The sequence below is a fragment of the Pandoraea commovens genome (assembly GCF_024704525.1).
GTDB lineage: Bacteria > Pseudomonadota > Gammaproteobacteria > Burkholderiales > Burkholderiaceae > Pandoraea > Pandoraea commovens.
This window is the reverse complement of sequence record NZ_CP102780.1, coordinates 4,406,153-4,429,077: the sequence shown is the minus strand read 5'-3', so window position 1 is coordinate 4,429,077 and position 22,925 is coordinate 4,406,153. Positions and strand designations below refer to the sequence as shown.

The 22,925-nt window shown below is 63.4% G+C and carries 24 protein-coding genes; 16 read left to right on the top strand and 8 right to left on the bottom strand.

The window, feature by feature from the left end; translation table 11 throughout:
- Positions 1 to 7: 7 nt before the first annotated feature.
- From NTU39_RS19945 to NTU39_RS19905, 9 genes are all read left to right on the top strand, one after another.
- The gene (locus tag NTU39_RS19945; RefSeq protein ID WP_308340599.1) at positions 8 to 1,054 is read left to right on the top strand and encodes a flavin reductase; all 1,047 of its coding nucleotides are present in this window, start codon (positions 8 to 10) and stop codon (positions 1,052 to 1,054) included.
- A 15-nt stretch (positions 1,055 to 1,069) separates the two neighbouring features.
- Positions 1,070 to 2,581, top strand: coding sequence for an aldehyde dehydrogenase (locus tag NTU39_RS19940; protein WP_150665924.1), 1,512 nt, complete (start codon positions 1,070 to 1,072; stop codon positions 2,579 to 2,581).
- A 36-nt stretch (positions 2,582 to 2,617) separates the two neighbouring features.
- Positions 2,618 to 3,760, top strand: coding sequence for an LLM class flavin-dependent oxidoreductase (locus tag NTU39_RS19935; protein ID WP_150610865.1), 1,143 nt, complete (start codon positions 2,618 to 2,620; stop codon positions 3,758 to 3,760).
- A gap of 18 nt (positions 3,761 to 3,778) precedes the next feature.
- Positions 3,779 to 4,690: an alpha/beta fold hydrolase gene (locus NTU39_RS19930; RefSeq protein ID WP_257958380.1), complete on the top strand. Its 912-nt coding sequence runs from the start codon at positions 3,779 to 3,781 to the stop codon at positions 4,688 to 4,690.
- Positions 4,687 to 5,064: an NIPSNAP family protein gene (locus NTU39_RS19925; protein WP_257958379.1), complete on the top strand. Its 378-nt coding sequence runs from the start codon at positions 4,687 to 4,689 to the stop codon at positions 5,062 to 5,064. Before NTU39_RS19930 ends, NTU39_RS19925 begins: the two co-directional genes overlap by 4 nt.
- A complete protein-coding gene (locus tag NTU39_RS19920) occupies positions 5,057 to 6,103 on the top strand; it encodes a quaternary amine ABC transporter ATP-binding protein (protein WP_150665927.1) in 1,047 nt (348 codons plus the stop codon). Before NTU39_RS19925 ends, NTU39_RS19920 begins: the two co-directional genes overlap by 8 nt.
- On the top strand, positions 6,096 to 7,052 hold the full coding sequence (locus tag NTU39_RS19915) for an ABC transporter permease (RefSeq protein WP_150665928.1): 957 nt from the start codon (positions 6,096 to 6,098) through the stop codon (positions 7,050 to 7,052). Before NTU39_RS19920 ends, NTU39_RS19915 begins: the two co-directional genes overlap by 8 nt.
- Before the next feature lie 171 nt (positions 7,053 to 7,223).
- A complete protein-coding gene (gene proX / locus NTU39_RS19910; RefSeq protein ID WP_257958378.1) occupies positions 7,224 to 8,246 on the top strand; it encodes a glycine betaine/L-proline ABC transporter substrate-binding protein ProX in 1,023 nt (340 codons plus the stop codon).
- Between the two features lie 89 nt (positions 8,247 to 8,335).
- Positions 8,336 to 8,719: a carboxymuconolactone decarboxylase family protein gene (locus NTU39_RS19905; RefSeq protein ID WP_150665930.1), complete on the top strand. Its 384-nt coding sequence runs from the start codon at positions 8,336 to 8,338 to the stop codon at positions 8,717 to 8,719.
- Between the two features lie 141 nt (positions 8,720 to 8,860).
- Here the strand turns inward: NTU39_RS19905 and NTU39_RS19900 are convergent, their stop codons facing one another.
- Positions 8,861 to 9,283, bottom strand: coding sequence for a VOC family protein (locus NTU39_RS19900; RefSeq protein ID WP_257958377.1), 423 nt, complete (start codon positions 9,281 to 9,283; stop codon positions 8,861 to 8,863).
- 229 nt (positions 9,284 to 9,512) lie between these two features.
- Between NTU39_RS19900 and NTU39_RS19895 the strand changes: the two genes are divergently transcribed.
- The 3 genes from NTU39_RS19895 to groL all read left to right on the top strand — a co-directional run bounded on the left by NTU39_RS19895 (position 9,513) and on the right by groL (position 11,918).
- Positions 9,513 to 9,671: a hypothetical protein gene (locus NTU39_RS19895; RefSeq protein WP_257958376.1), complete on the top strand. Its 159-nt coding sequence runs from the start codon at positions 9,513 to 9,515 to the stop codon at positions 9,669 to 9,671.
- A 260-nt stretch (positions 9,672 to 9,931) separates the two neighbouring features.
- The gene (locus NTU39_RS19890) at positions 9,932 to 10,222 is read left to right on the top strand and encodes a co-chaperone GroES (protein WP_039396568.1); all 291 of its coding nucleotides are present in this window, start codon (positions 9,932 to 9,934) and stop codon (positions 10,220 to 10,222) included.
- A 49-nt stretch (positions 10,223 to 10,271) separates the two neighbouring features.
- On the top strand, positions 10,272 to 11,918 hold the full coding sequence (gene groL, locus NTU39_RS19885) for a chaperonin GroEL (protein WP_150577223.1): 1,647 nt from the start codon (positions 10,272 to 10,274) through the stop codon (positions 11,916 to 11,918).
- Positions 11,919 to 12,084: 166 nt separating this feature from the next.
- Here the strand turns inward: groL and NTU39_RS19880 are convergent, their stop codons facing one another.
- Entirely contained in the window at positions 12,085 to 13,017 is a 933-nt protein-coding gene (locus NTU39_RS19880) for a LysR substrate-binding domain-containing protein (RefSeq protein WP_150665932.1), read from the bottom strand.
- A 102-nt stretch (positions 13,018 to 13,119) separates the two neighbouring features.
- On the opposite strand from NTU39_RS19880, the gene NTU39_RS19875 reads away from it, so the two are divergent.
- A complete protein-coding gene (locus tag NTU39_RS19875) occupies positions 13,120 to 14,331 on the top strand; it encodes an MFS transporter (RefSeq protein ID WP_150665933.1) in 1,212 nt (403 codons plus the stop codon).
- A 112-nt stretch (positions 14,332 to 14,443) separates the two neighbouring features.
- Positions 14,444 to 15,666 (top strand): IS3 family transposase gene (locus NTU39_RS19870; protein ID WP_257958372.1). Its coding sequence is split into 2 segments (ribosomal slippage): positions 14,444 to 14,809 and positions 14,812 to 15,666, totalling 1,221 coding nucleotides; the frame shifts between segments, so codons are not numbered across the junction.
- A gap of 70 nt (positions 15,667 to 15,736) precedes the next feature.
- On the opposite strand, the gene NTU39_RS19865 is transcribed toward NTU39_RS19870, so the two are convergent.
- Positions 15,737 to 16,288, bottom strand: coding sequence for a MarR family winged helix-turn-helix transcriptional regulator (locus NTU39_RS19865; RefSeq protein ID WP_257958371.1), 552 nt, complete (start codon positions 16,286 to 16,288; stop codon positions 15,737 to 15,739).
- A 79-nt stretch (positions 16,289 to 16,367) separates the two neighbouring features.
- Between NTU39_RS19865 and NTU39_RS19860 the strand changes: the two genes are divergently transcribed.
- A complete protein-coding gene (locus tag NTU39_RS19860) occupies positions 16,368 to 17,246 on the top strand; it encodes an EamA family transporter (protein WP_257958370.1) in 879 nt (292 codons plus the stop codon).
- 65 nt (positions 17,247 to 17,311) lie between these two features.
- On the opposite strand, the gene moaC is transcribed toward NTU39_RS19860, so the two are convergent.
- Positions 17,312 to 17,791: a cyclic pyranopterin monophosphate synthase MoaC gene (gene moaC / locus NTU39_RS19855; RefSeq protein ID WP_150665936.1), complete on the bottom strand. Its 480-nt coding sequence runs from the start codon at positions 17,789 to 17,791 to the stop codon at positions 17,312 to 17,314.
- A gap of 174 nt (positions 17,792 to 17,965) precedes the next feature.
- Between moaC and NTU39_RS19850 the strand changes: the two genes are divergently transcribed.
- Complete coding sequence (locus NTU39_RS19850) at positions 17,966 to 19,558, top strand: M48 family metalloprotease (RefSeq protein WP_246184705.1); 1,593 nt, start codon at positions 17,966 to 17,968, stop codon at positions 19,556 to 19,558.
- A gap of 50 nt (positions 19,559 to 19,608) precedes the next feature.
- Here the strand turns inward: NTU39_RS19850 and NTU39_RS19845 are convergent, their stop codons facing one another.
- Genes NTU39_RS19845 through waaF form a run of 4 tightly spaced genes read right to left on the bottom strand, consistent with a single transcriptional unit; the run spans position 19,609 to position 22,880 of the window.
- Positions 19,609 to 20,250 (bottom strand): DUF2946 family protein, encoded by a 642-nt coding sequence (locus tag NTU39_RS19845; protein WP_257958369.1) that lies wholly within the window; start codon positions 20,248 to 20,250, stop codon positions 19,609 to 19,611.
- A gap of 43 nt (positions 20,251 to 20,293) precedes the next feature.
- On the bottom strand, positions 20,294 to 21,325 hold the full coding sequence (locus tag NTU39_RS19840; protein ID WP_257958368.1) for a YheT family hydrolase: 1,032 nt from the start codon (positions 21,323 to 21,325) through the stop codon (positions 20,294 to 20,296).
- A 16-nt stretch (positions 21,326 to 21,341) separates the two neighbouring features.
- Positions 21,342 to 21,797 (bottom strand): nuclear transport factor 2 family protein, encoded by a 456-nt coding sequence (locus NTU39_RS19835; RefSeq protein WP_046292789.1) that lies wholly within the window; start codon positions 21,795 to 21,797, stop codon positions 21,342 to 21,344.
- A 57-nt stretch (positions 21,798 to 21,854) separates the two neighbouring features.
- Positions 21,855 to 22,880 (bottom strand): lipopolysaccharide heptosyltransferase II, encoded by a 1,026-nt coding sequence (gene waaF, locus NTU39_RS19830; protein WP_046292788.1) that lies wholly within the window; start codon positions 22,878 to 22,880, stop codon positions 21,855 to 21,857.
- Positions 22,881 to 22,925: the final 45 nt, after the last annotated feature.

Genomic DNA, 22,925 nt, shown 5'->3' with positions numbered 1-22,925 from the left:
GAACGACATGCAAGCTGTCGCCAAACAGCGCCAGACGGCAGACGCCGACGGCGCGACCGCTCCGGCTAACCCGGACGCTCAGTCCGCACCATCCGCACAATCTGCGATCGATCCGGTCGCGTTGCGCCGCGCACTTGGCACGTTCGTGACCGGCGTCACCGTCGTCACGACGCGCGACGACGAGGGTCGCCCGCGTGGCATGACGGCGAACTCCTTCACGTCCGTCTCGCTCGATCCGCCGTTGTTGCTGGTGTGTGTCGGCAAAGGGGCGGCGAGTTATCCGGTGTTTCAGGGTACTGAGCACTTCGCGGTCAATCTGCTGCATGACGGGCAGACCGATGTGTCGAACCTGTTCGCATCGAAGTCGGCGGAGAAGTTTGCCGCCGTGGGGCACGATGTGGTTCACACCGGCGCCCCCGTGCTCACCGACTGCCTGACGTGGTTCGACTGCACGGTGCACGACCGTGTCGACGCAGGCGATCACGCGATCCTGATCGGCCGGATTCAGGCGTTCGGCACGAGCCCGGCCGCACCGCTCGGCTTCTGCCGTGGTCGCTATGCCCACGTGAAGGACCCGCTGCCGCCGGGCTGGCTTTCGTCACACGACATGATCGTCGGCTATCTGATCGATGCCGACGGTAGCCTGCTGCTCGCGCAGGACGGCAAGGGCGGCTGGGTGCTGCCCAGCGCGCCACGGCGCCTGACCAACGGGCGTCTGCCGCTGGCCGGTGGGGGCGAACTGGCGCTGGTGCCGCACGACACTTTCCTCTACTCGGTGTTCGACACCGCCGAGAACGATCCCGGTTACCTGATGTACCGGGCACGTCTCGCGCAGCCGCTCTCGCAGGCCGAGTTGCCGCCGCAGTTCCGTTTCTTCCCGTTCGACCAATTGCCCTTTGACGACATCGCTTCGCGCGAGATTCGCTCGATGGTGCGCCGGTATGTGCGCGAGACCGCAGGCGGCCACTTCGGCATCTACATGGATTCACACGACGGCGGACGCATCGCGATGGTGAGCGACGCGCAGCCGTGGACCCAACTCTTCCAAGTCTGACCCTGGAGTCAATCGATGCATACGACGATTCAAACGCTGGAGGGCTCTCGCCAGCAGTTGTTTATTGACGGGCAGTTCACCGCGCCGCATAGCGCCGAGTACGTGCCGAGCTATGACCCGACGACTGGCCGTCAATGGTATGAATTCGCACAGGCCGACGCCGTCGATGTGGACCGCGCCGTGCGCTCCGCGCAGGCCGCGCTCGTCAATCCCGCATGGCGTCGCATGACGCAGACCGAGCGCGGCAAGCTGGTGCGCAAGCTCGGCGAACTGGTGCTGGCCAACGCCGATGCGCTCGCCGCCATCGAATGCCGCGACAACGGCAAGCTGCTCAAGGAAATGCGGGCGCAGATGCGCGCAATTCCCGACTCGTATCTGTATTTCGCGGGCATGGCCGACAAGCTGCAAGGCGACACCATTCCCGTCAACAAGCTCGACACGTTGAATTTCAACACGCGTGAGCCGATCGGCGTGGTGGGCATGATCATCCCGTGGAATTCGCCGCTGATGATGCTGACCGGCACGCTCGCTCCTTGTCTGGCGATCGGCAACACCATCGTGGTCAAACCTTCCGAACACGCGACGGCGTCCACGCTCGCGCTCGCGGAACTGGTGATCGAAGCCGGGATTCCGCCGGGCGTGGTGAATGTCGTGACGGGCGATGGTGTGACCACAGGCGACGCGCTGACGCGTCACCCGGGCATCGCCAAATACGTCTTCACCGGCAGTACGGTGACGGGCCGCAAGATCGCGGGCAATGCCGCACAAAACCTCGTGCCTTGCCAGATGGAGCTGGGCGGCAAGTCGCCGCACGTGGTGTTCGGGGACGTGGATATCGAGCGCGCCGTCAACGGCGTGGTGTCCGGCGTGTTCGCTGCGGCGGGCCAGACGTGTGTGGCCGGTTCGCGCTGCTTCGTCGAGGCGTCGGTGTACGACCGCTTCGTCGAGGCGCTGGTCGAGCGCACGCGCCGTGTGCGCGTAGGGCATCCGACGCATGAAGACACGGACATCGGCCCGCTGGCGTTGGCGTCGCAACTCGACAAGGTGGAGACCTACGTCGCCTCCGGCGTGCAGGAAGGCGCGCGCGTGGCGGCGGGCGGTCAGCGTCCGGCACGTGACGACCTCGCAGGCGGCTGGTACTACGAGCCGACCGTCATGACGCAGGCGCGCAACGAAATGCGCTTCATGCAGGAAGAGATCTTCGGCCCGGTCGTCGGTGTGATGCCGTTCTCCGACGAGGCCGAACTGATCTCGCTCGCCAACGCCACGGAATACGGCCTGGCGGCCGGTATCTGGACCCGCGACATTGACCGTGCGCTGCGCTTCGCGCGCGACGTGGAAGCAGGCACCGTCTGGATCAACACCTATCGCTCGGCCGCCTATATGTCGGCCAACGGCGGCACCAAACACAGCGGCTATGGACGTCGTGGCGGCTTCGAAGTGATGCGCGAGTTCTCGCGCCTGAAGAACGTCGTGATCGATTACTCCGGTGCGATGCAAGACCCGTTCGTGATCCGTCTGCGCTGATCTCACTACACGCCACACTCACTGGAGACACACCTCATGAAATTCTCCGTTTCGCTCAGCATGGAGCGCTTCTCGCCGCAGGACACGATGAGCGACGCCGTGCGCAACATGCTGCACCTCGCACGCATCGCCGACGAAGGCGGCTTCGAGACGCTGTGGACCGCCGAGCACCACACCATCGAATGCACCATCTCGCCGAATCCGTTCATCACGCTGACGTGGCTGTCGCAGCATACCGAGCAGATTCGTCTGGGCACGGCCACCATCGTTGCGCCGTATTGGTCGCCGATCCGCCTCGCGGGCGAAGCGGCGATGTGCGATCACCTGACCGGCGGGCGCCTCGAATTCGGTATCGCCCGTGGGGCCTATCAGTACGAGTTCGATCGCATGGCCGGCGGCATTCCGCAGCAAGAAGGCGTGGCGTATATGAAGGAGCTGGTGCCTGCGGTGAAGAAGCTGTGGGAGGGCGATTACGCGCACGAGGGGCACTACTGGAAATTCCCGCTCGCGACGTCGGTGCCGAAGCCGCTGCAACAGCCGCATCCGCCGATCTGGGTCGCGACACGTGACCCGGGCAGCTTCGACTGGGCCGTGGGGGTGGGCGCGAACATTCTGTCGACGCCGCTCGCGGCGCCTGTGTCGGAGGTGGCCGTGCTCGGCGAGAAATTCCGCAAGGCGGTGGCCGATCATCCGGAGCGTCCACGTCCTCGCTTCATGATGCTGCGTCGCACGTGCGTCTACGACCGTCCTCAAGACTGGGAAGTCGCAGTGCGTCACAGCGTGGACTTCGGCCGCACGTTCGAGAACCTGATGCAGAACATCGGCTCGGTGACCAACGGATTCCCGGAGGCGGTGCCGTATGAGGCCGTTGTCGGACGTGCCAACTACGATCCTGCGTCGATCCGCGAAAACCTGATGTTCGGCACGCCCGACGAGATCGTGCGCAAGCTCGAAGTGTATGAAGCGCAGGGCGTCGACCAGTTCTGTCTCGGCCTGTCGTTCAACCTGCCGTTCGAGTTGCAAGTGAAGACGCTGCGCCTGTTCATCGATGAGGTGATGCCGCACTTTGCTGCGCGCGAAGCTCGCCGCGCCAAGGAGGCTCAGGAAGCGCAGGCGTCGCAGGCAGCGCATTCGCACGCCGCCGAGCGCCCGGCGGCGTTGGCCTCGGCAGGCCGCTGACGCATGGACGCGCGCGCTATGACTCAACCTCCCGAGCATCCTGAACGACCTGAGCGTTCCGAAGCGTCTGAAGCGTCTGAAGCGACGGACGCCCCGCGTGAGCAGACATTGCAAGTGGGCGACGTCACGCTCGCCTATCGTCTGCTCGGGCGTGGCGCTCGTGCGCTCGTTTGCATTCACGGCGTGGGTTCGTATCAGGAAGCGTGGGACGACGTGGCTGCCGCACTGGCCGACGATTTCCGCATCCTGACCTTCGATCTGCGCGGCCACGGCCGCTCGTCGCGGGTGAAGGGGCGCTACGAAATCGACGACTTCGTGACGGACGTGCTGGCGCTGGCCGATCACGTGGGCTTCACCACCTTCGATCTGGCGGGCTTCTCGCTGGGCGGGTTGATTGCCCAGCGGCTTGCGCTGTTGCATCCGTCACGGCTGCGCCGTCTGGTGTTGCTCGCGACGGTGTCGGGGCGCACCCGCGAGGAGCGTGAGCGTGTGCTGGCACGGCTTGCCGCGCTGCAAAGCGGGGAGCGCGGCGCGCATTACGACGCATCGCTCTCACGTTGGCTGACTGAGGATTTTCAGGCGAAGCACCCGGCGCGGATCGCCTACTTGCGCGAGCGCAACGCCCAGAACGACCCGGATTGCTACGCGTCGGCGTATCGCGTGCTGGCGGAGACGGATTTCGGCGGGTTCATCGATCAGATTCGCATGCCGACGCTCATCGTCACCGGCGAAGACGATCAGGGTTCGAACCCGCGCATGGCCCAATTCATGCATGAGTGCATCGTCGGCTCACAGTTGGCCATCCTGCCGGGCATGCGGCATTCGATTCTGGTTGAAGCGTCAGGGCCGGTGGCGGATCTGATGCGGGATTTCCTTGCCGGTGACAGCGAGGAAGCGGGCGCCAGCGAAGGAGCAGGGAGCGGAGCATGATTGTCGAAGAGCGCATTTACTGTATCCGGAACGGCTGCATGAGTCAGTACCTGAATCTCGTGCGCACTGAGGGATTGGCCATCCAGCAACCCATTCTGGGGCATCTCGTCGGGTACTTCACGACCGATATCGGGCCGTTGAGTCAGGCGACGCATCTCTGGGCGTATCCCAGTCTGGACGAGCGGGCACGCCGCCGGGCGTCGCTCGCGCAGGACAAGCGTTGGCAGGCGTTCATTCCGCGTCTGTCCGAATTGATCGAACAGGCAGAGAACCGCATTCTGATACCGACCGATTTTTCCCCGCTCACGGCGTTCACGCCGCAGGCACCCCAGGCAACTGATGTAAAGGAATCATGGGAGAGAAGCCGTGACTGACCGACTGAGAATCGAAAACCTGTACAAGGTCTTCGCCGACAAGCCGGCGCGTGCGCTGGCCATGTTGCGCGATGGCAAACGCAAGTCCGACGTACTCGAAGCGCTGGGCCAGGTCGTGGGCCTGGACGACGTGTCGCTGACCGTGCCGTCCGGCGCCATCTACATGATCATGGGGCTCTCGGGCTCGGGGAAATCGACGCTTGCGCGCTGCATCAACCGGCTCAACGAGCCGTCCGATGGCCGGATTCTGCTCGACGGTGAAGACATCTGCGCCCTCGACGAACGCGGACTGCGCGAGGTGCGCCGCAATCGCATCTCGATGGTGTTCCAGCACTTCGCGCTGCTGCCGAATCGTCGTGTGATCGAAAACGTCGAGTTTGGCCTCAAGCTGCGCGGCATGCCGACGGCCGAGCGTCGCCGCCGGGCCGAGGAAGTGCTGAGCGTGGTGGGGCTGGCGCGTTGGGCCTATCACATGCCGCACGAACTGAGCGGCGGCATGCGTCAGCGGGTGGGCCTCGCCCGCGCGCTTGCGACCGAAGCCGACGTGCTGATCATGGACGAGGCCTTCAGTGCGCTCGATCCGCTGATCCGTACCGAGATGCAGGACGAGTTGCTGCGACTCCAGCATACGCTCAACAAGACCATTCTTTTCATCACCCACGACTTTCAGGAAGCGCTCAAGCTCGGCACGCGCATCGCGATCATGGCCGACGGTCGGCTCGTGCGCGAAGGCACACCGCAGCAGATCGTGCTGGAGCCGGGGAGCGACTACGTGGCGGCATTCACGCGCGACGTCGACCGTGCGCGGCTATTCGATGCCCGCTCGGTCATGAAGCCGCTCGATGCCGCGCGCGACCCCAATCAGCGAATCGTCTGCGTGCCATCGGACATGCGTCTGGTGGACATCGCCGCACGCGTGCGGTTTGACGAGCCGGTAGGCGTTACCGACGACGACGGCAAGTTGATCGGCGTTCTGGATGTGAATCAGCTACTTGCCCGGATCGGCACCGCTGCGGGCGCAGGAGACCATCATGCTTAATGCCGATCAACTCGCGGTATTCCCTATCGATCAATGGATTCAGGAAGGGGTGCAGTGGATGGCGATGCACATGCGTCCGCTGTTCCTGCTGATCAAATGGCCTGTCGAGCGGTTGCTGACCTTCAACGACAGTGTGATTCACGCCGCACCGTTTCCGGTACTGGTCGTGATCGCCTTCCTCATCTGCTGGCGATTGGCCAGCCTGAGCGTGGCGGTGTTCAGCGCGGTGGTGTTCGTGGCGATCGCTGTGCTCGGTGTCTGGAACGAGGCGATGACGACGCTCTCGCTGATCATGACGGCGATCTTTTTCTGTGCGCTCATCGGCATTCCGATCGGCATCTGGAGCGCGCGTAGCGAACGCGTCTGGCTGGTGGTGCGGCCGGTGCTCGACATCATGCAGACGACACCGACGTTCGTGTATCTCGTGCCGGTGGTGATGCTCTTCGGCGTGGGCAATGTGCCGGGTGAAGTCGCTGTGGTGACCGCTGCGATGCCGCCGCTGATCCGTTTCACGCATCTGGGGATTCGCATGGTCGAGCACGAAATCGTGGAGGCGGGGCTCGCATTCGGTGCGGACAAACGTCAGCTGCTGTGGGAGGTGCAGTTTCCCCTGGCGATTCCGACCATTCTCGGCGGTCTGAACCAGACGGTGCTGACCGCGATGGTGATGTCGGTCGTGGTGGCGATGATCGGCGCGGAAGGCCTCGGACTGGTGGTGCTGCAAGGACTGGGGCGTCTCGATGTGGGACGTGCGGCTGTTGGCGGCATCGCCATCGTGCTTCTGGCCATGATGCTCGATCGCTTCACGCAGAAGCTTGCGAGAACCCGGCCGCGCGACCAGCAGACATTCCGTGCCGTCATCTGGCGCTTGTTTCGCGGGGAGCCGAAGCGGCAAGGCAGCGCCGGTGTCGGGCCGACGACGCAGGCAGACGCGCGCGAAGCCCTCTGAGCACGAGCCTTGACCCTTTGAACCGCTGAAACCCGGTTTTGCAACAAATGGATGGCTGGCCCTGACGACGAGGTGTTGACGTCAGGGACCGGCACCCGTGCCCGCATGCGCACGTCAGGCGGGCCGATAACTCGACGATCCGATGGATCGAACAAGTCTTGGAGAGCAGCAATGAAAGGATTGGCAAAGGCATTCGCCTCGTTCACGCTTTCGCTCGTCGCGGCGGGCGCGTTGCACGCGCAGACGCTTCCTGGCACGGGAAAGACGATTCGCTACGCGCAGAGCGATAGCTTCGGCGGGAACTACGTCGTCGCGCAGATCGTCTCGAAGGCATTCAAGGGGCTGGGCTACGACGTCAAGCTCAGCACGATGAACACCACGCTGTTCTTCCAGGCGGTAGCGCAGGGCGATATCGATATCGCGACCGACGTGAACTTCCCGCAGCGCGAGCCGGGCTTTCGCGCCGTGGCGGCGCAGGCCATGGTGGTTGGCTCCGGCCTGATTTCGGGCGATGGCATCAACGGCTATCTCATCGACAAGAAGACTGCACTGCAATATCACATCACCAGTCTTGAGCAGATGAAGGACCCCAAAATCGCCGGACTCTTCGGCCGCGACGGCAAGGCCGAGTTGATCAGTTGCGACCCGGGCTGGAGCTGTGGCGATGTCGTCGATTATCAGATCGACAAGTTCGGCCTGAAGCAGACGGTCAAGGCAGTGCGCGGCAAGTATGAAGCGCTGATGGTCGAGGCGGTGACGAAGGTCAAACAGGGCAAGCCCGCATTCTTCTATGCGTGGAGTCCGTCGTGGGTGACGAACGCGCTCGTGCCGGGCGTGGATGTCGTGTGGCTGCCGACGCCGGCAGACGCGCTGCCGCCGAACGTCCCGAACAAGGGCTCGGCGCTCGTGAACAACGTGGAAGGGTGTGCGGGCGGTGCGAATCCGTGCCGCATGGCGATGGCGTCGTGGAACTGGGGTTCGGTAGCGAACAAGCAGTTCATCGCGGCAAATCCGGCCGTGAAGACGCTGATCGAGCAGATTCGCTTCCCGGGCAAGACGTGGTCGCAGTGGGAAGCCGTCATCAGCAAGGAGGGCGGTTCACCGGCGCTGATCACGAAACTGTCCGATGAGTGGATTGCTGCCAACAAGGCGCAGATGGATCAATGGGTGGCGACAGCGCTCAAGGCGCATTGAGGGATGGCTTGGCCGCTCACGCGGCCTGGCTTCTGCGGTCGTGAATCAGCGATCAGGAATCAGCAGTCAGACCATGAGGAGAGCGTTCGATGAGTTCGGAATTGTTTGAAAGAGGGCTGAAGACACGCCGCGAGGTGCTGGGTAGCGAGTACGTGGACAAGTCGATTGCGTCGGCCGATGCGTTCAATCGTCCGATGCAGGAACTGGTGACGGAGTACTGCTGGGGGGAGATATGGAATCGCCCCGGACTGGACCGGCGTACCCGCAGTCTGCTCAACCTTGGCATGCTCACCGTCATGAACCGTCCGCACGAACTGAAGTTGCACGTGCGCGGCGCGTTGACCAACGGTGTGACGAAGGAAGAAATCTCGGAGGTCTTCCTGCAAGCGGCGATCTACGCGGGGGTGCCTGCTGCGATCGATAGTTTCCGGGTGGCGCGCGAGGTATTCGATACCTTGGCCGCCGAAGCCTGAGCCGAGAGCTCGTCAGGGACCGGTGACGACGTCTGCCGACGTCGTCGCCGGGCGACACTGCCGGGTTCGCGTGGCTATTGCGTCGCTCAACTGACGGAACAACACGCTTCGGTCAGTTGAGCGACCGCATCACACCGGACCTCACCTCGACGGATAGACCATTCCCTGATTCGACGTTTGGAATCCTCCCAGACTGAATCCTCGTTGATTGCTGATCAGCCACGCGACTCCCCAACGGTCGTAGCACCACCCGGACCCGGTTGCCGATGCTCCGCCGCCATTGTTGAAGATGGCGTTTCGGTATCGCTCGGCGTCTTGGGGCGAGTCTGCTACAACCAAGAAGCGCGCGGTCACCGTCGGCTTGGCGTCCGGCGCGCCATTCAGGCCGACGAAGGAGTGCCCCAGTACGGTGAACTCGACCGTCGGCTCGTCATTTTCGCCGACGCCGGGAACAGGCGACGGGTTGCTCGTATCGATGCGACTGTTGGGGAAGGTGGCGGCATAAGACTCTGCGGCCTTGCGGGCATCGCCAATGAACCTTACACATGTGATGAGATTTGCCATGATTGCCTCCTGATGTGAGTCGAGACGTTGAATCATGAGTCGGCAGCCGTCGTGTGTGTTCGCTCGTCAGATTGAATTCCACGACCTGTATCCCCATCTGCATACGGATCGGCCCGATCCCAATTGGGGGCCGAGACGACCGGATGCAGACCTATCGTATTTCGCGCCCACACCATGGCAAACGAGAGTCCCAAAATGGGCTTGCCATCAAGCGTCGCCGTGGCGGCACGTGCGCACCAGAGTCGGCGACATCAGTCTGATCACGACGCAGTTCCGCGACCTCACGCTCCAGCGCCTTCAGCCGTTCGCACTCGTCGGTGCTCACGCCACCGCTTCCGCCTTGGTCAATCTGGTCGCGCTTGGCTGGGGTTGTCTTGTAGGTTGTTGATTAAAAAGGTTTGTCTTGGCCGTCGATCTGGCGAGTTCAAAGTTGAGTGAACGAAAATTCAGAACTCAACAAATCTCGTCATCGCGACCGTTAGGGATAAATCTCATCTCCGGGAAAACCCCGCGTCTTGAAATCGTAAAACCCCGTCCCTATAATTAGCACTCGTTGGCGCAGAGTGCTAACGCCATGAATTCACCAAATATGCAAATGTTTGCATATTTAGTTTTGACGATCTCACTGAGAGAAAAGAGGAGCTTGTAATGAACCTTCGTCCCTTGCATGACCGCGTTATTGTCAAGCGCCTGGACAACGAAACGAAGACGGCTTCGGGCATCGTGATCCCGGAAGCCGCCGCCGAAAAGCCGGACCAGGGCGAGATCCTGGCCGTCGGCCCGGGCAAGCGCGATGATCAAGGCAAGTTGATCGCACTCGACGTGAAGGTGGGCGACCGCGTTCTGTTCGGCAAGTACGCCGGCCAAGGCGTGAAGGTCGATGGCCAGGAACTGCTGGTCATGCGCGAAGAAGACATCATGGCCGTCGTGGCCGCCTAAGACTGTCTGCCCCCAGACATCTACGTAAAGAATCCAAGGAGTTAATGCAATGGCAGCTAAAGAAGTCGTTTTCGGCGATGCCGCTCGTTCCAAGATGGTTGAGGGTGTCAACATCCTCGCCAACGCCGTCAAGGTGACCCTGGGCCCGAAGGGCCGTAACGTCGTGCTCGAGCGCAGCTTCGGCGGCCCGACCGTGACCAAGGACGGTGTGTCGGTCGCCAAGGAAATCGAACTCAAGGACAAGCTCCAGAACATGGGCGCGCAAATGGTCAAGGAAGTGGCTTCCAAGACCAGCGACAACGCCGGCGACGGTACCACCACCGCAACGGTGCTGGCTCAGTCGATCGTTCGCGAAGGCATGAAGTACGTTGCCTCGGGCATGAACCCGATGGACCTGAAGCGCGGTATCGACAAGGCTGTCGCCGCTGCTATCGAAGAACTGCGCAAGATCAGCAAGCCCTGCACCACGAACAAGGAAATCGCTCAAGTCGGCTCGATCTCGGCCAACAGCGACACCTCGATCGGTGACTACATTGCCAAGGCAATGGACAAGGTCGGCAAGGAAGGCGTGATCACCGTCGAAGACGGCAAGTCGCTGCAAGACGAGCTGGACGTCGTCGAAGGTATGCAATTCGACCGCGGCTACCTCTCGCCGTACTTCATCAACACCCCGGAAAAGCAAGTCGCGATCCTGGAGAACCCGTTCGTCCTGCTGTTCGACAAGAAGGTGTCGAACATCCGTGACCTGCTGCCGGTGCTCGAGCAAGTCGCCAAGGCTGGCCGTCCGCTGCTGATCATCGCCGAAGACGTCGAGGGCGAAGCCCTGGCAACGCTGGTGGTCAACAACATCCGTGGCATCCTGAAGACCTGCGCCGTCAAGGCCCCGGGCTTCGGCGACCGCCGCAAGGCCATGCTGGAAGACATCGCCATCCTGACGGGCGGCCAGGTCATCGCCGAAGAAATCGGCCTGACGCTGGAAAAGGCCACGCTGGCTGAGCTGGGTCAAGCCAAGCGCATCGAAATCGGCAAGGAAAACACCATCATCATCGATGGCGCCGGTGAAGCTGTGAACATCGAAGCGCGCGTCAAGCAGATCCGCGCCCAGATCGAAGAAGCCACCAGCGACTACGACCGTGAAAAGCTGCAAGAGCGCGTGGCCAAGCTGGCCGGCGGTGTTGCCGTGATCAAGGTCGGTGCTGCGACCGAAGTCGAAATGAAGGAAAAGAAGGCACGCGTGGAAGACGCGCTGCACGCTACCCGCGCTGCTGTGGAAGAAGGCATCGTCCCGGGCGGCGGCGTTGCACTGCTGCGTGCTCGCGTGGCCGTGTCGGACCTCAAGGGTGCCAACGCTGACCAGGACGCCGGTATCAAGATCGTGCTGCGCGCGATGGAAGAGCCGCTGCGTCAGATCGTCACCAACGGTGGCGAAGAAGCCAGCGTCGTCGTGGCTAACGTTGTTGCAGGCAAGGGCAACTACGGCTACAACGCATCGTCGGGCGAGTACGGCGATCTGGTGGAAATGGGGGTTGTGGACCCGACCAAGGTCACCCGCACCGCACTGCAAAACGCCGCTTCGGTGTCGGGCCTGCTCCTGACGACCGACTGCGCCGTTGCCGAACTGCCGAAGGAAGATGCTCCGATGGCCGGCGGTATGGGCGACATGGGCGGTATGGGCGGCATGGGCATGGGCATGTAAGTCTCGCAAGAGACTGCATGACCGGGGTGCCGCAAGGTGCCCCGAATGCCCGGCCGTCGGGCTTCGCGCCAGGATCTCGATCCGGGTGTCGAAGCCCGCGCCTGAAACGGCAACGAACTCCTCGGAATTCGTTGCCGTTTTTTTATGCGCGCTTCAAATGTCCCGATCAGCGGGATTTGATCGGCGACGGCCGCAAAGGCACCGTGGCCGCAATCTCGTCCTGCATCCAGTCCCAGAAGGCGTGAATCGCCCGCTCGCGCGGATGGTTCTCCCGCCAGCTCACGTGGTACTCCAGACTCGGCGGAATCCGCACGTCGCCAATCTGCACCAACTCCCCTGACGCCAGCGTGTCGCGCACCAGCAAGCTACGCGCGGTGGCCACGCCATGTCCCGCCAGCGCTGCGCGCAACAGCAGCCCCGAATCGTCGAAGATCGGTCCGCGCGTCGGCTCATGCGGCGGCAATCCGGCGGCCACTTGCCAGTCACGCCATGATCGGTAGGCGAAGCGCAGCATCGGCAGCTTGGGCGTATCTGCCACCGTGAAGCCCGGCACGCTGGCGATCAGTTCGGGACTGCACACGGCGATCACGAAGTCGTCGAGCAATTTCCGGGTGACGAACCCCGGCGTTTCAACGCGTTGATGCCAGATGCCGACGTCGACGGAATAGGGGTCCGGGGCAGAGATGTCCGCGTGAATGCGCACGACCAGATCGATGCCCGAGTGAAGTTTGCTGAAGCGGTCGAGCCGGGGAATCAGCCATTGTGCGGCCAGATCGGTCATCACGCTGATTTCCAGACGGACGATGGCGGGCGTGGCGTCAGGCGTAATGCCCGCTTTGGCTTCGTTCATCGCCTCGTCCAGTTCCGTCATGCCGATGCGCACCCGCTCAGCCAGACGCGCCCCGACGCTCGTCGGAATCATCCGCGCGCCCACCCGCCGGAACAGCGCCGTGCCCAATTGCTGCTCCAGCGAACGCATATGGTGACTGACAGCACTGTGCGTCAAATTCAATTCCTCGGCGGCGCGGGTAAAGCTCCGGTGACGCACGGCTGCTTCAAGCGCACGCAGGGATTGGAGGGGAGGGAGGTGTTGGAACATGATGTCAAATTCTACTCACAATACGAGCACAAAGGTTTCGTTGGCTTCATGCCGCGCTTGCACCGACAATCGATACCCAAGCAATTCACTAGGGTTTACTCCATGTCGAAAGCACTTCGGATTTTCGTGCTGTTCGCCTGCGGATACTTCGTCTCATACGTGTACCGCGGTGTGAACATCGGGTTTGCGCCGTTCATGACGCGTGACCTCGGTCTCTCGTCTGCCGATCTCGGTTTGCTCACGAGCCTTTATTTCCTCGGTTTTGCCGGTGCGCAATTGCCAGCGGGCGTGCTGCTCGACAAGTTCGGGCCGCGCCGTGTGTCGTCGCTGGTGTTGCTGCTTGCGGCGGCCGGTGCGGCGCTGTTCGGTCTGGCGCACGGCGTTGGCGCGCTGATGGTCGGACGTCTGCTCATTGGCGTCGGTGTGTCGGTGTGTCTGGGCAGTGCATTCAAGGCGCTGGCGCAGTGGTTTCCGGTGGCGCGTCTGCCGTTGCTCAACGGTCTGGTGATGGCCGTGGGCGGCATGGGCGGTGTGGTCGTCGGCACGCCGCTGAACTGGTTGCTCGGTCTGACGGACTGGCGCGTGGTGTCGTTCGGACTGGCGGCGCTCACAGTGCTCATGTCCATCGCGCTGTGGTTCGGCGCGCCGGAGAAGCCCGGTTCGCATGCGCAGGGCGGTTTGTCGGAGGCGTTGCAAGGCGTGCGTCAGGTGTTCGGTAACACGATGTTCTGGAAGGTGACGTCGCTCTCGGGCCTCACGCAGGGCGTGTTCTACGCGATGCAGTCGCTGTGGATGGCGCCGTTCATGCGCGACGTCGAAGGGTTGTCGGCGGCGGAGGCGGCATCGCTCGTATCGGTCGTAGGGCTGGCGATGATGGCGGGCAGCGTGGTGTTCGGGGCGGCCGCTCGCTCGCTGGAGCGTCGGGGCGTGAGCGTGTTCGCTTTCTCCGGTGTCGGCATGGTGCTGTTCGTCGTGGTGCAGTTGCTGCTGATGCTGCGCACGCCGATTCCGCCGGTCTGGCTGTGGGCGGCTTACGGCATCTTCGGTGGCACGGGCATTCTGTCGTATGCCGTGCTCGCGGAGTACTTCCACGGTACGCTGATCGGACGCGTCAATACGTCGCTCACCCTCGTCATCTTCCTGCTGATCTTCCTGTGCCAGGTCGGCGTGGGCGCGGTACTCGGCGCGTACGCGGCGCACAGCCCGCAGGGTCACTTCTCGGCGTGGACGGTGCTGGTCGTGCTGCAAGTGGTCGGTGCGGTCTGGTACTTCTGGCCGCAGCGCCAGCGTGTCGGCAAGGTCGCGGCGGCCTGAGCGGGGGGCGATACGCTGCAACTGAAAAGGCTCGCCATCGCGAGCCTTTTTCTTGACGTTGACCCGTCCTGAAATAGGTTGTCACTTTTTCGATGCATTGAAGGAGTGGCAAATGGAGCAAGGGTTTAAGCGGACGCAGCGGGACTACAGCCTGGCTTTTAAGCTATCGGTGGTGGAGCAAGTCGAAAAGGGCGAGCTGACCTACAGGGAGGCGCAGCGGCGATACGGAATTCAGGGTCGCTCGACAGTACTGGTATGGTTACGCAAGCACGGCTTGCAGGATTGGGCCAATCCATCCGGGCGTGCTCAATCGGGTTCCACCATGTCAAAACAAGATTCAAAGCCGCTCACGCCGGAGCAGCGCATCAAGGAGTTGGAGACGCAATTGCGAGAAGCGCAGGAAAAGGCTGCGCTATTCGAGGCGGTGCTCGACGTGATGCGCAAGGACTACGGAATCACCGTAAAAAAGCCTTCGGGCAGGTCGTTGCGCAAAAGCGGATCGAAAAGCTAAGCGTTGAGCGAGCCTGCCGACACATGGGTATCAGCCGCCAGGCATATTACAAGCGCATCCAAAGTGAGGTGCGTCGCTGCTCACAGGCCGAGGCCGTGACAGCGCTGGTGCGCGATGTCCGGTTGCGTCAGCCCCGAATCGGGACCCGAAAATTGCACTATCTACTCGGACCAACGCTGGTCGAGCGAGGCATCAAGCTGGGGCGGGACCGAATGTTCGAGATGCTGCGCCGCGCGCGTCTGCTCGTAGTGGCCCACCGGGCGTACCACAAGACAACGCAAAGTCATCATCGCTTCCGGCGCCATCCGAATCTGCTTAAGCCGGGGCCGCAGCAGGTCGTGCCAACTGGCCCCGAACAGGTATGGGTGGCCGACATCACGTACTTACCGACGGCCGGTCCGTTTGTCTATTTGAGTCTCATCACGGACGCGTTTTCACGCAAGATTGTCGGTCATCACGTTCACGATAGCCTGCAAACTGAACAGGTCAGTCAGGCGCTCCAAAAAGCGCTGCGCAAACGCCGAAGTCGCCAACCACTGATACATCATTCTGATCGGGGCATCCAATACTGCTCGACCTACTATCAGGAGATCCACCGACGCCACGGCTTGCGCTGCTCGATGACTGACGACTACGACTGTTATCAGAACGCGCTGGCCGAACGGGTCAACGGCATCCTTAAAGACGAGTTCCTCTTGCAGCGTCCTGTTGATCTTGAGCAGGCTGCCAAGATGGTCGAGCAATCCGTGCACATCTACAACCACGAGCGGCCACATACTGCCCTGAAATACAAAACGCCCGATGCGGTGCATCGGGCGTTTTAACCTGAAATAACTGTCAACCTATTTCAGAACTTGACACGTCGAGACACCCTGACCACCCTGACTCACCGTCTCATTTCACGCCTTCCAGCACCTTCAGCCAGTCGCTTAGCCCAGACTCGACGTTAATGAGCGTAGCCTTGGTGAGCGGTGCGAGCATGCGGTGTTCGTTGGCCACGTGCGCTTCGACCGCACGCTCGATAAGGGCGAAGCCGTCGTCGGTTAGCTGGACGAGCGTGCTGCGCGCGTCGTCCGGATTCGGCACGCGCGCGATCCAGCCTCGGGCTTCGAGACGCTGCAATCGGTGTGTCATCGTGCCCGACGTCACCATCAGCGTGGAAAAGAGCGCCGTCGGCGCGAGCCGGTAAGGCGCGCCGGAGCGACGTAACGTCGCCAGCATGTCGAACTCCCACCCGCTCATATCGAACTCGGCGAACGTGGCGTCGAGCTGCTGCTGGACGAGCGCCGCGCACCGCTTGAGTCGGCCGATCACGCCCATGGGCGACACGTCCAGATCCGGGCGCTCGCGATGCCACTGCGCGAGGATGCTGTCGACCGCGTCGCTGCTCGTCGACGCTTTGCCCTGCGTCTCGTGCCCCGCCTTCCCCGTTGATCGCTTCGACATGTTGCTGATTCCTTTTATCTTGACATCAAGAGAAAAGGATACCAAACTTCAATTTATCTTGAATTGAAGATAAATTGCGATGACCCGAATTTCTGCACAGACGACAAGCACTGCGTGGCTGGATGTGCTCTTCACGGCGCTCGCCCCGATGATCTGGGGATCGACCTACATCGTGACGACGCAGGTGTTGCCCCCCGACCGGCCGTTCACGGCGGCGCTGATTCGCGTGCTGCCCTCGGGATTGCTGCTGTTGCTCTACGCGCGACGCTTGCCTGCGCGCGGCGATTGGGCGCGATTGCTGACGCTCTCCGCACTGAACATCGGTGCGTTTCAGGCGCTGCTGTTCGTCGCGGCGTACCGGTTGCCGGGCGGTCTGGCGGCGGTCGTCGGCGCGATTCAGCCGTTGCTGGTCATGGGGCTGGCGTGGGGTGTGGATCGGCGGGCGCCGCTGATGACGACGGTGTGGGCGGCGATTGCCGGTGTCGTCGGGATGGGGGTGTTACTGCTTTCGCCGGGGACGGTGTTCGAACCGGTCGGCATCGCGGCGGCGCTCGCTGGCGCGGCATGCATGGCGGCAGGCACTTATCTGACGCGTCGCTGGCGACTGAGCATGCCGGTGCTGGCGCTCACCGGCTGGCAACTGTTGCTGGGTGGCTTGATGCTGACGCCGGTGGCGTGGCTGGCCGACCCGCCGCTGCCGTCGCTCACGTGGTGGCAGACGGCTGGGTATGTCTATCTGTCGATGGCGGGGGCGTTGCTGGCGTATGCGTTGTGGTTTCGCGGCATCGCGCGTCTTGCGCCGGTGGCGGTGTCGTCACTGGGTTTGCTCAGTCCGTTGACGGCCGTCGTACTCGGCTGGGTGCTGCTCGGTCAGACCATCAAAGGACTGGCTTTCGTGGGACTTGCGATGGTCTTCGCGAGCATTCTGGCGGTGCAGTGGACGGCGTCGCGGACGTGATCGGCGCCGGATTTGCCGTCCGATTTTCGTGCGATATTGCGGCGGCGGTGTCGCCGATGCCGTGATTACTCCGCAGCCACCCAGTCACCCGACTTGCCGCCGTGCTTCTCCAGCACGCGAACGTCGGTCATCGTCATGCCGCGATCCACGGCCTTGCACATGTCGTAAATCGTCAGCAGACCGACCTGCACGGCGGTGAGGGCTTCCATCTCGACGCCGGTGCGCCCGATGGTCTCGACCTGCGCGCGGCAGTGCACGGCGTTCGCGCCGTCGTCGACGAGAAACTCGACCGTCACGCGCGTGAGGGCCAGCGGATGGCACAGCGGAATCAGATCGGCCGTGCGCTTGGCACCCTGAATGGCGGCGATGCGGGCGATGCCCAGCACGTCGCCTTTCTTGGCCGTGCCGGTGCGAATGAGTGCCAGCGTTTCCGGCTTCATGCGGATGGTGCCGCGCGCGACGGCGATGCGGTGCGTGCTGTCCTTGCCGCCGACGTCAACCATGTGGGCCTGTCCGGCGGTGTCGAAGTGGGTGAGTTCTGCCATGAGTCGATGCTGAGAAAGTGCGGGAAATCGGTCTGAAATCGTGCGCGATCGTGCGGTCCGCGCCCGTGAATTCGCCGCTGTTTTTATCGTTCGGGCGACGGTGCGGAACGTCCGCGTCTGGCTGCTATCATAGCAGCAGCCTCGAATGATCAGCGCCACGCTGCGCCCACGCCCATGACGTCCATGCCGACGCACGCCCGTCATCCCAATCCCCTCGATTCAAGCGCATACGGTGTCGCCCGTTGGCGGCGCATCGTCGCCGTCGTGATGCTGCCGGTGATGACGGCGACGACGTTCGCCACCGCCGTCATTCCGACGCAAGCGCTCGCGCAGGGCTTGCCCACGCTCGGTCAAAGTTCGGCTGCCGATCTTTCGCCCGCGATGGAGCGCAAGCTGGGGGAACGCGTGATGCGCGAGATCCGCGCCGATCCCGATTACGTCAACGATCTGCTGCTCTCCGACTACGTCAACGCGCTGGGCAGCAAGCTTGTCTCGGCCACCCGCAAGGTCGGCATCGACGCCAGCCAGAGCTTCGAGTTCTTCGTCGTGCGGGACGCCGCGATCAACGCCTTTTCGCTGCCCGGAGGCTTCATCGGCATCAACACCGGACTGATCGTCACCACGCGAACCGAGTCGGAACTCGCTTCTGTGGTCGGGCACGAGACGGGGCACGTCCTTCAGCATCACATCGCACGCATGCTCGGCCAGCAGGCGCAGAACTCGTGGATTGCGCTGGGCGGCCTGCTGCTCGGCCTGCTGGCCGGTATCGGCGCGCGCAGCTCGGATCTCGGGATGGGCATTGCCATGGGCGGGCAAGGGCTGGCCGTCGACCGGCAACTGCGGTTCTCGCGCGACGCGGAGCGCGAGGCCGATCGCGTCGGCTTCCAGTTATTGCAGGCCGCCGGTTTCGACACGTATGCAATGCCGACATTCTTCGAGCGTCTGCAACGCGCCGATTCGATCAACGAGGCCGGTGTGCCGGAATACGTGCGGACGCACCCGCTCACGACCGAGCGCATTGCCGACATGCTCAACCGCTCGCGCACTGCCGGTTATCGTCAGCCGGAGCAGTCGCCGGAATACGCGTTCGTGCGTGCGCGCTCGCTGGTCTTGCAGCAAAAGTCGGCGAGCGATTTTGCGGCCATTGCCGACGCGCAACGTACCGCGATCAGGACGCAGACCGCACCGAACGTGGCCGGGGCATGGTATGCGGTGGCGCTGGCTGAAGTGAAGCAGCGACGCTGGGAGCCCGCGCGCGACGCGCTTGAGCGCGCTCGCACGGCCTTCGGCGGCACAGGGCCGGGCACGCCGAGTCTGGCGGTGCTGGCGTCGGACATCGCAAGGCTGTCAGGCAAGCCGGACGAAGCGCTGCGTATCGCCACGCAGGCGCGCGCCGCGTTCCCGCTATCACAAGCATCGGACATGGCCTACGCGGACGCGCTCATCGCCAGCCAGCGCGTGCCCGAAGCCACGAAGTTCCTGCAATCGCAGGTCGAGCGCTATCGCAGCGAGCCGATCTGGTGGCGTGCATTGGCTGGTGCATGGGCCGCAGGCGGCAAACGGGCGCGTCAGCATGAAGCGCTCGCCGAACAATATGCGCTGCAAGGTCAGTGGATGGCGGCGGTGAGTCAGCTCAAGCTCGCGCGCGACGCCGGGGATGCCGATTTCTACGAGCTGTCGACCATCGACGCGAAACTGCACGAGTTCCAGCGCCGATACAAGGAAGATAAGGAAGACGAGAAGGAATTCAACAAGCAGTTCGGCTGACGGGCGCTGAGGGCGTCCCGTCGCGAAGTTTGTCCGCGCGTGGCCGAAAATCAGGCGGCCGGTGCCTGCGGATCCCGCTCGAAGCCATACGTCTGCGGCAACGTGCCCGCGTGAACGATGGACAGCGGCAGCGAGTCTTCATTGCGCCAATGCAGACGCACCGCAGCCTTCGCATCGGCGGTGTCGTCCGCCGTCTCCGCCACTTCGAACGCCTGCGCCAGATCCGACACCTGCGTGAGCAGATCGATGTCGTGATCGTGCAGCAGCGCCAGCGGCGCGCTCGCGTCCCCCACGCCCTTCGTCCCCACAAAGGCGACGCTGCCATCCTCGTCGAGCAGACAGGCCTGCGGCACGAACGCCTTGCCCAACTGATCTGTTAGTACAGGCGCGCCGCGTCCGTCGTTCGCTGCGGCATCCCACGTGAGGCGCACCACGAACGGTGCGTAAGCCAGCGAGACGTACACGCGTTGCGGGCCGTTCTGGAAGTACCAGCGACCCGCTTCGTCGCTGGCGTAATTGCGGGCGATGAACGCGATCAGCGCGGTGTGTCGAATCGGGTCGCCCGCCGTGCCTTCCGCCTGCGTCTGTTCGTCGCGCATGCGCCACTGGCCGCGACGATCGAGTGCGAGCCAGCCGTAGCAGTGCGGCACATTGGGCCATTTGGCCATCGCTTGTCGAACGATCTCATCCATTAGGTTGGGAGTCCTTAATGTATGTCGACGCCTTGCGAATACCTCACGCAGCGTTCGGCAAAAATTGACGGAAGTAGTCGACGACGGTGTGTGGCATCCACGTCAGCCCGCCCGGAAACGGCCCGCTCATGAAGCCGACGTGACCGCCATGCGCCGGTTGCAGCAGTTGGACGAAGCGGCCGACGTCGCCTTCACCGGGCAGGGCGCTGGCGGGTTGGAACGGGTCGTTGCGGGCGTTGATGACGAGCGTCGGGACTTCGATGGCGGGCAGAATCGGCTTGCTCGACGCCCGCGTGTAGTAGTCGAACGCGCTGTGATAGCCGTGCAGCGGCGCGGTGACCACGTGATCGAATTCGCCGAGATCGCGCGCGGCCATCATCAGATTGCGGTCATAAAGGCCGGGGTATTGATCGAGTTTGGCGAGCGCCTTCTTCTTGAGCGTGCCGAGGAAGTTGCGCGTGTACACCATGTTGAAGCCGTGCGAGAGCGCCAGACCGCCCGCACGCAGATCGAGCGGGGCGGAGATCGCGCAGGCCGCGCTGACGACTTGCGTCGCGTGCCCCTCGCGCTCGCCGAGCCAGCGCAGCAGCACATTGCCGCCGAGCGACACGCCCGCCGCGAAGATCGGGCCGGACGTGTGGGCGCGCAGGCGTTGCAGCATCCAGTCGATTTCGGTGCTGTCGCCGGAGTGATAGAAGCGCGGGCCGCGGTTCATGCGGCCGCTGCAGCTGCGAAAGTGGGGAATCACGCCGCGCCAGCCCTGCGCTTCGACCTCGCGCATCAGGGTGCGGGCGTAATGGCTGCCCGAACCCCCTTCCAGACCGTGGAACAGCACGACCAGCGGCGTTTCGACGAGACCGTCGGGGGCGGGCGGGGCTTTCTGGGAGGCGGGCGGCGCGACCAGCCAGTCGACGTCGACGAAATCGCCGTCGGGCGTGTCCCAGGTCTCACGACGGAACTCGACCGACGGGCGGCGGCCCAGCAGCGCAGGATAGATCGTCTGGCTGTGGCCGTCGGGCAGCCACCGGGGCGGCCGGTAATCCTGAGGCAGAAAGACGGCCGGGCGCGCTGTCATGCCAACACCGTACGGCTTAGTGCAGCCCGTCCGGACGCGCGTGCATCATCAGGCTGAATTGCTCGACGGCATGCGGCGGCAGGGGGCTTGAATGGATGTGGGCGAAGCGCCAGTCGCCTTGCTCGTGCACCAGCACGTAGGTCGTGTGGATGAGCTGGGCGGTCGTTTGCCCGGCGTCTTCCTTGCCCACGCGAATGGCCTCGGTCGCGGTGTGCACGACCGTGCCGACGGTGTCGTACTCGGTCGTGTCGAGCGAGTCGATCAGCACGACGCTCTGCGCGAACTGGGCGACGAGGCCGCTGCGGATCTGCTCCAGGCCGTCCCAGCGCGTGCCGTCGGCGCGAATGTAGCTGACGAAATCCTCGTTCGCCCAGAGCGTCATCGCGCGATCCGTCTGACCACGGCGCAGCGCGTCATAAAAGGCCGTGATGGTCTCACTGGCGGCATCGAACAGACGGACAAAACGTGGCATGAGGATTTACCGTTGAGTGTTACCGGGATCGAACCGAAAGCTTGCCGTGCGCGGCGCTCAGCGCTGCGTCAGCAGAATGTTGCGCAGATTCGCGAACACATGCTCGGGCATCAACTCGTTCAGGCAACGCGTGTGACCCAGCGGACATTCGCGGGCAAAACACGGGCTGCATTCCAATTGTAGCCACAGGATGTGCGCGTGCTCGGACAACGGCGGCGTGTGGCGCGGATCGGACGAACCGAACAAGGCGATCTGCGGGCGGCGCAGGGCGGCTGTCACGTGCATCAGGCCGGAATCGTTGCTCACCACGGCGTTCGCGCGTGCAAGCAGGGCGCAGGCTTCGGCCAGCGACGTCTGCCCGCAAAGATTGCGCACGAACGGCGCGTCGGCGGCGATTTGCTGGGCCAGCGCACCGTCCTTGCCCGAACCGAGCGCGACGATCTGCGCATACGGGAACGAGCGGCGCACCAATTGCGCGAGCTGGGCGAAGTGTCCCGGCGGCCAGCGCTTAGCCGGTCCGAACTCGGCGCCCGGGCAGAACACCACGAGCGGCACCCGCAGATCGAGGCCGAAGCGCGCGAATACGCGGGCCGATTCGTTCAGGTCGGCTTCGATGCGTGGCGTCGGCAGTGTCTCGGGCAGCTTGGCACCCGGGGCGAACGCGAGCGCAGCGTAATGCCGCACCATCGGCGGGCGCTCGTCTTTGCGCGGATTGGCGTGACGCACGTTGAGCAGGCCGTAGCGCTGCTCGCCCTTGTAGCCGATGCGCAGCGGAATGCGCGCCAGCCATGGAATCAGCGACGACTTCAGGGAATTCGGCAGCACATAGGCGGCGTCGTACCCCTCGTCGGCCAGCACGCTCGCGAGCCGGTAGCGCTCGAGCGGCTGCAACTTGCCGTGCGCGAGGTCGGTGGCGACGACGCGCGAAATCTCCGGCATGCGTTCAAGCACCGGGGCGACCCAGCCGGGCGCGATCGCGTCGATGGTCAGACGCGGATGCAGACGCTTGAGCAGGGTAAACAACGGCTGCGCCATCAGCGCGTCCCCAATCCAGTTGGGGGCGATCACCAAGGCTTTATGCATCGTGGCGGAGACTCAATTCGTTAAGCGTGGCGATGAAACGAGCCC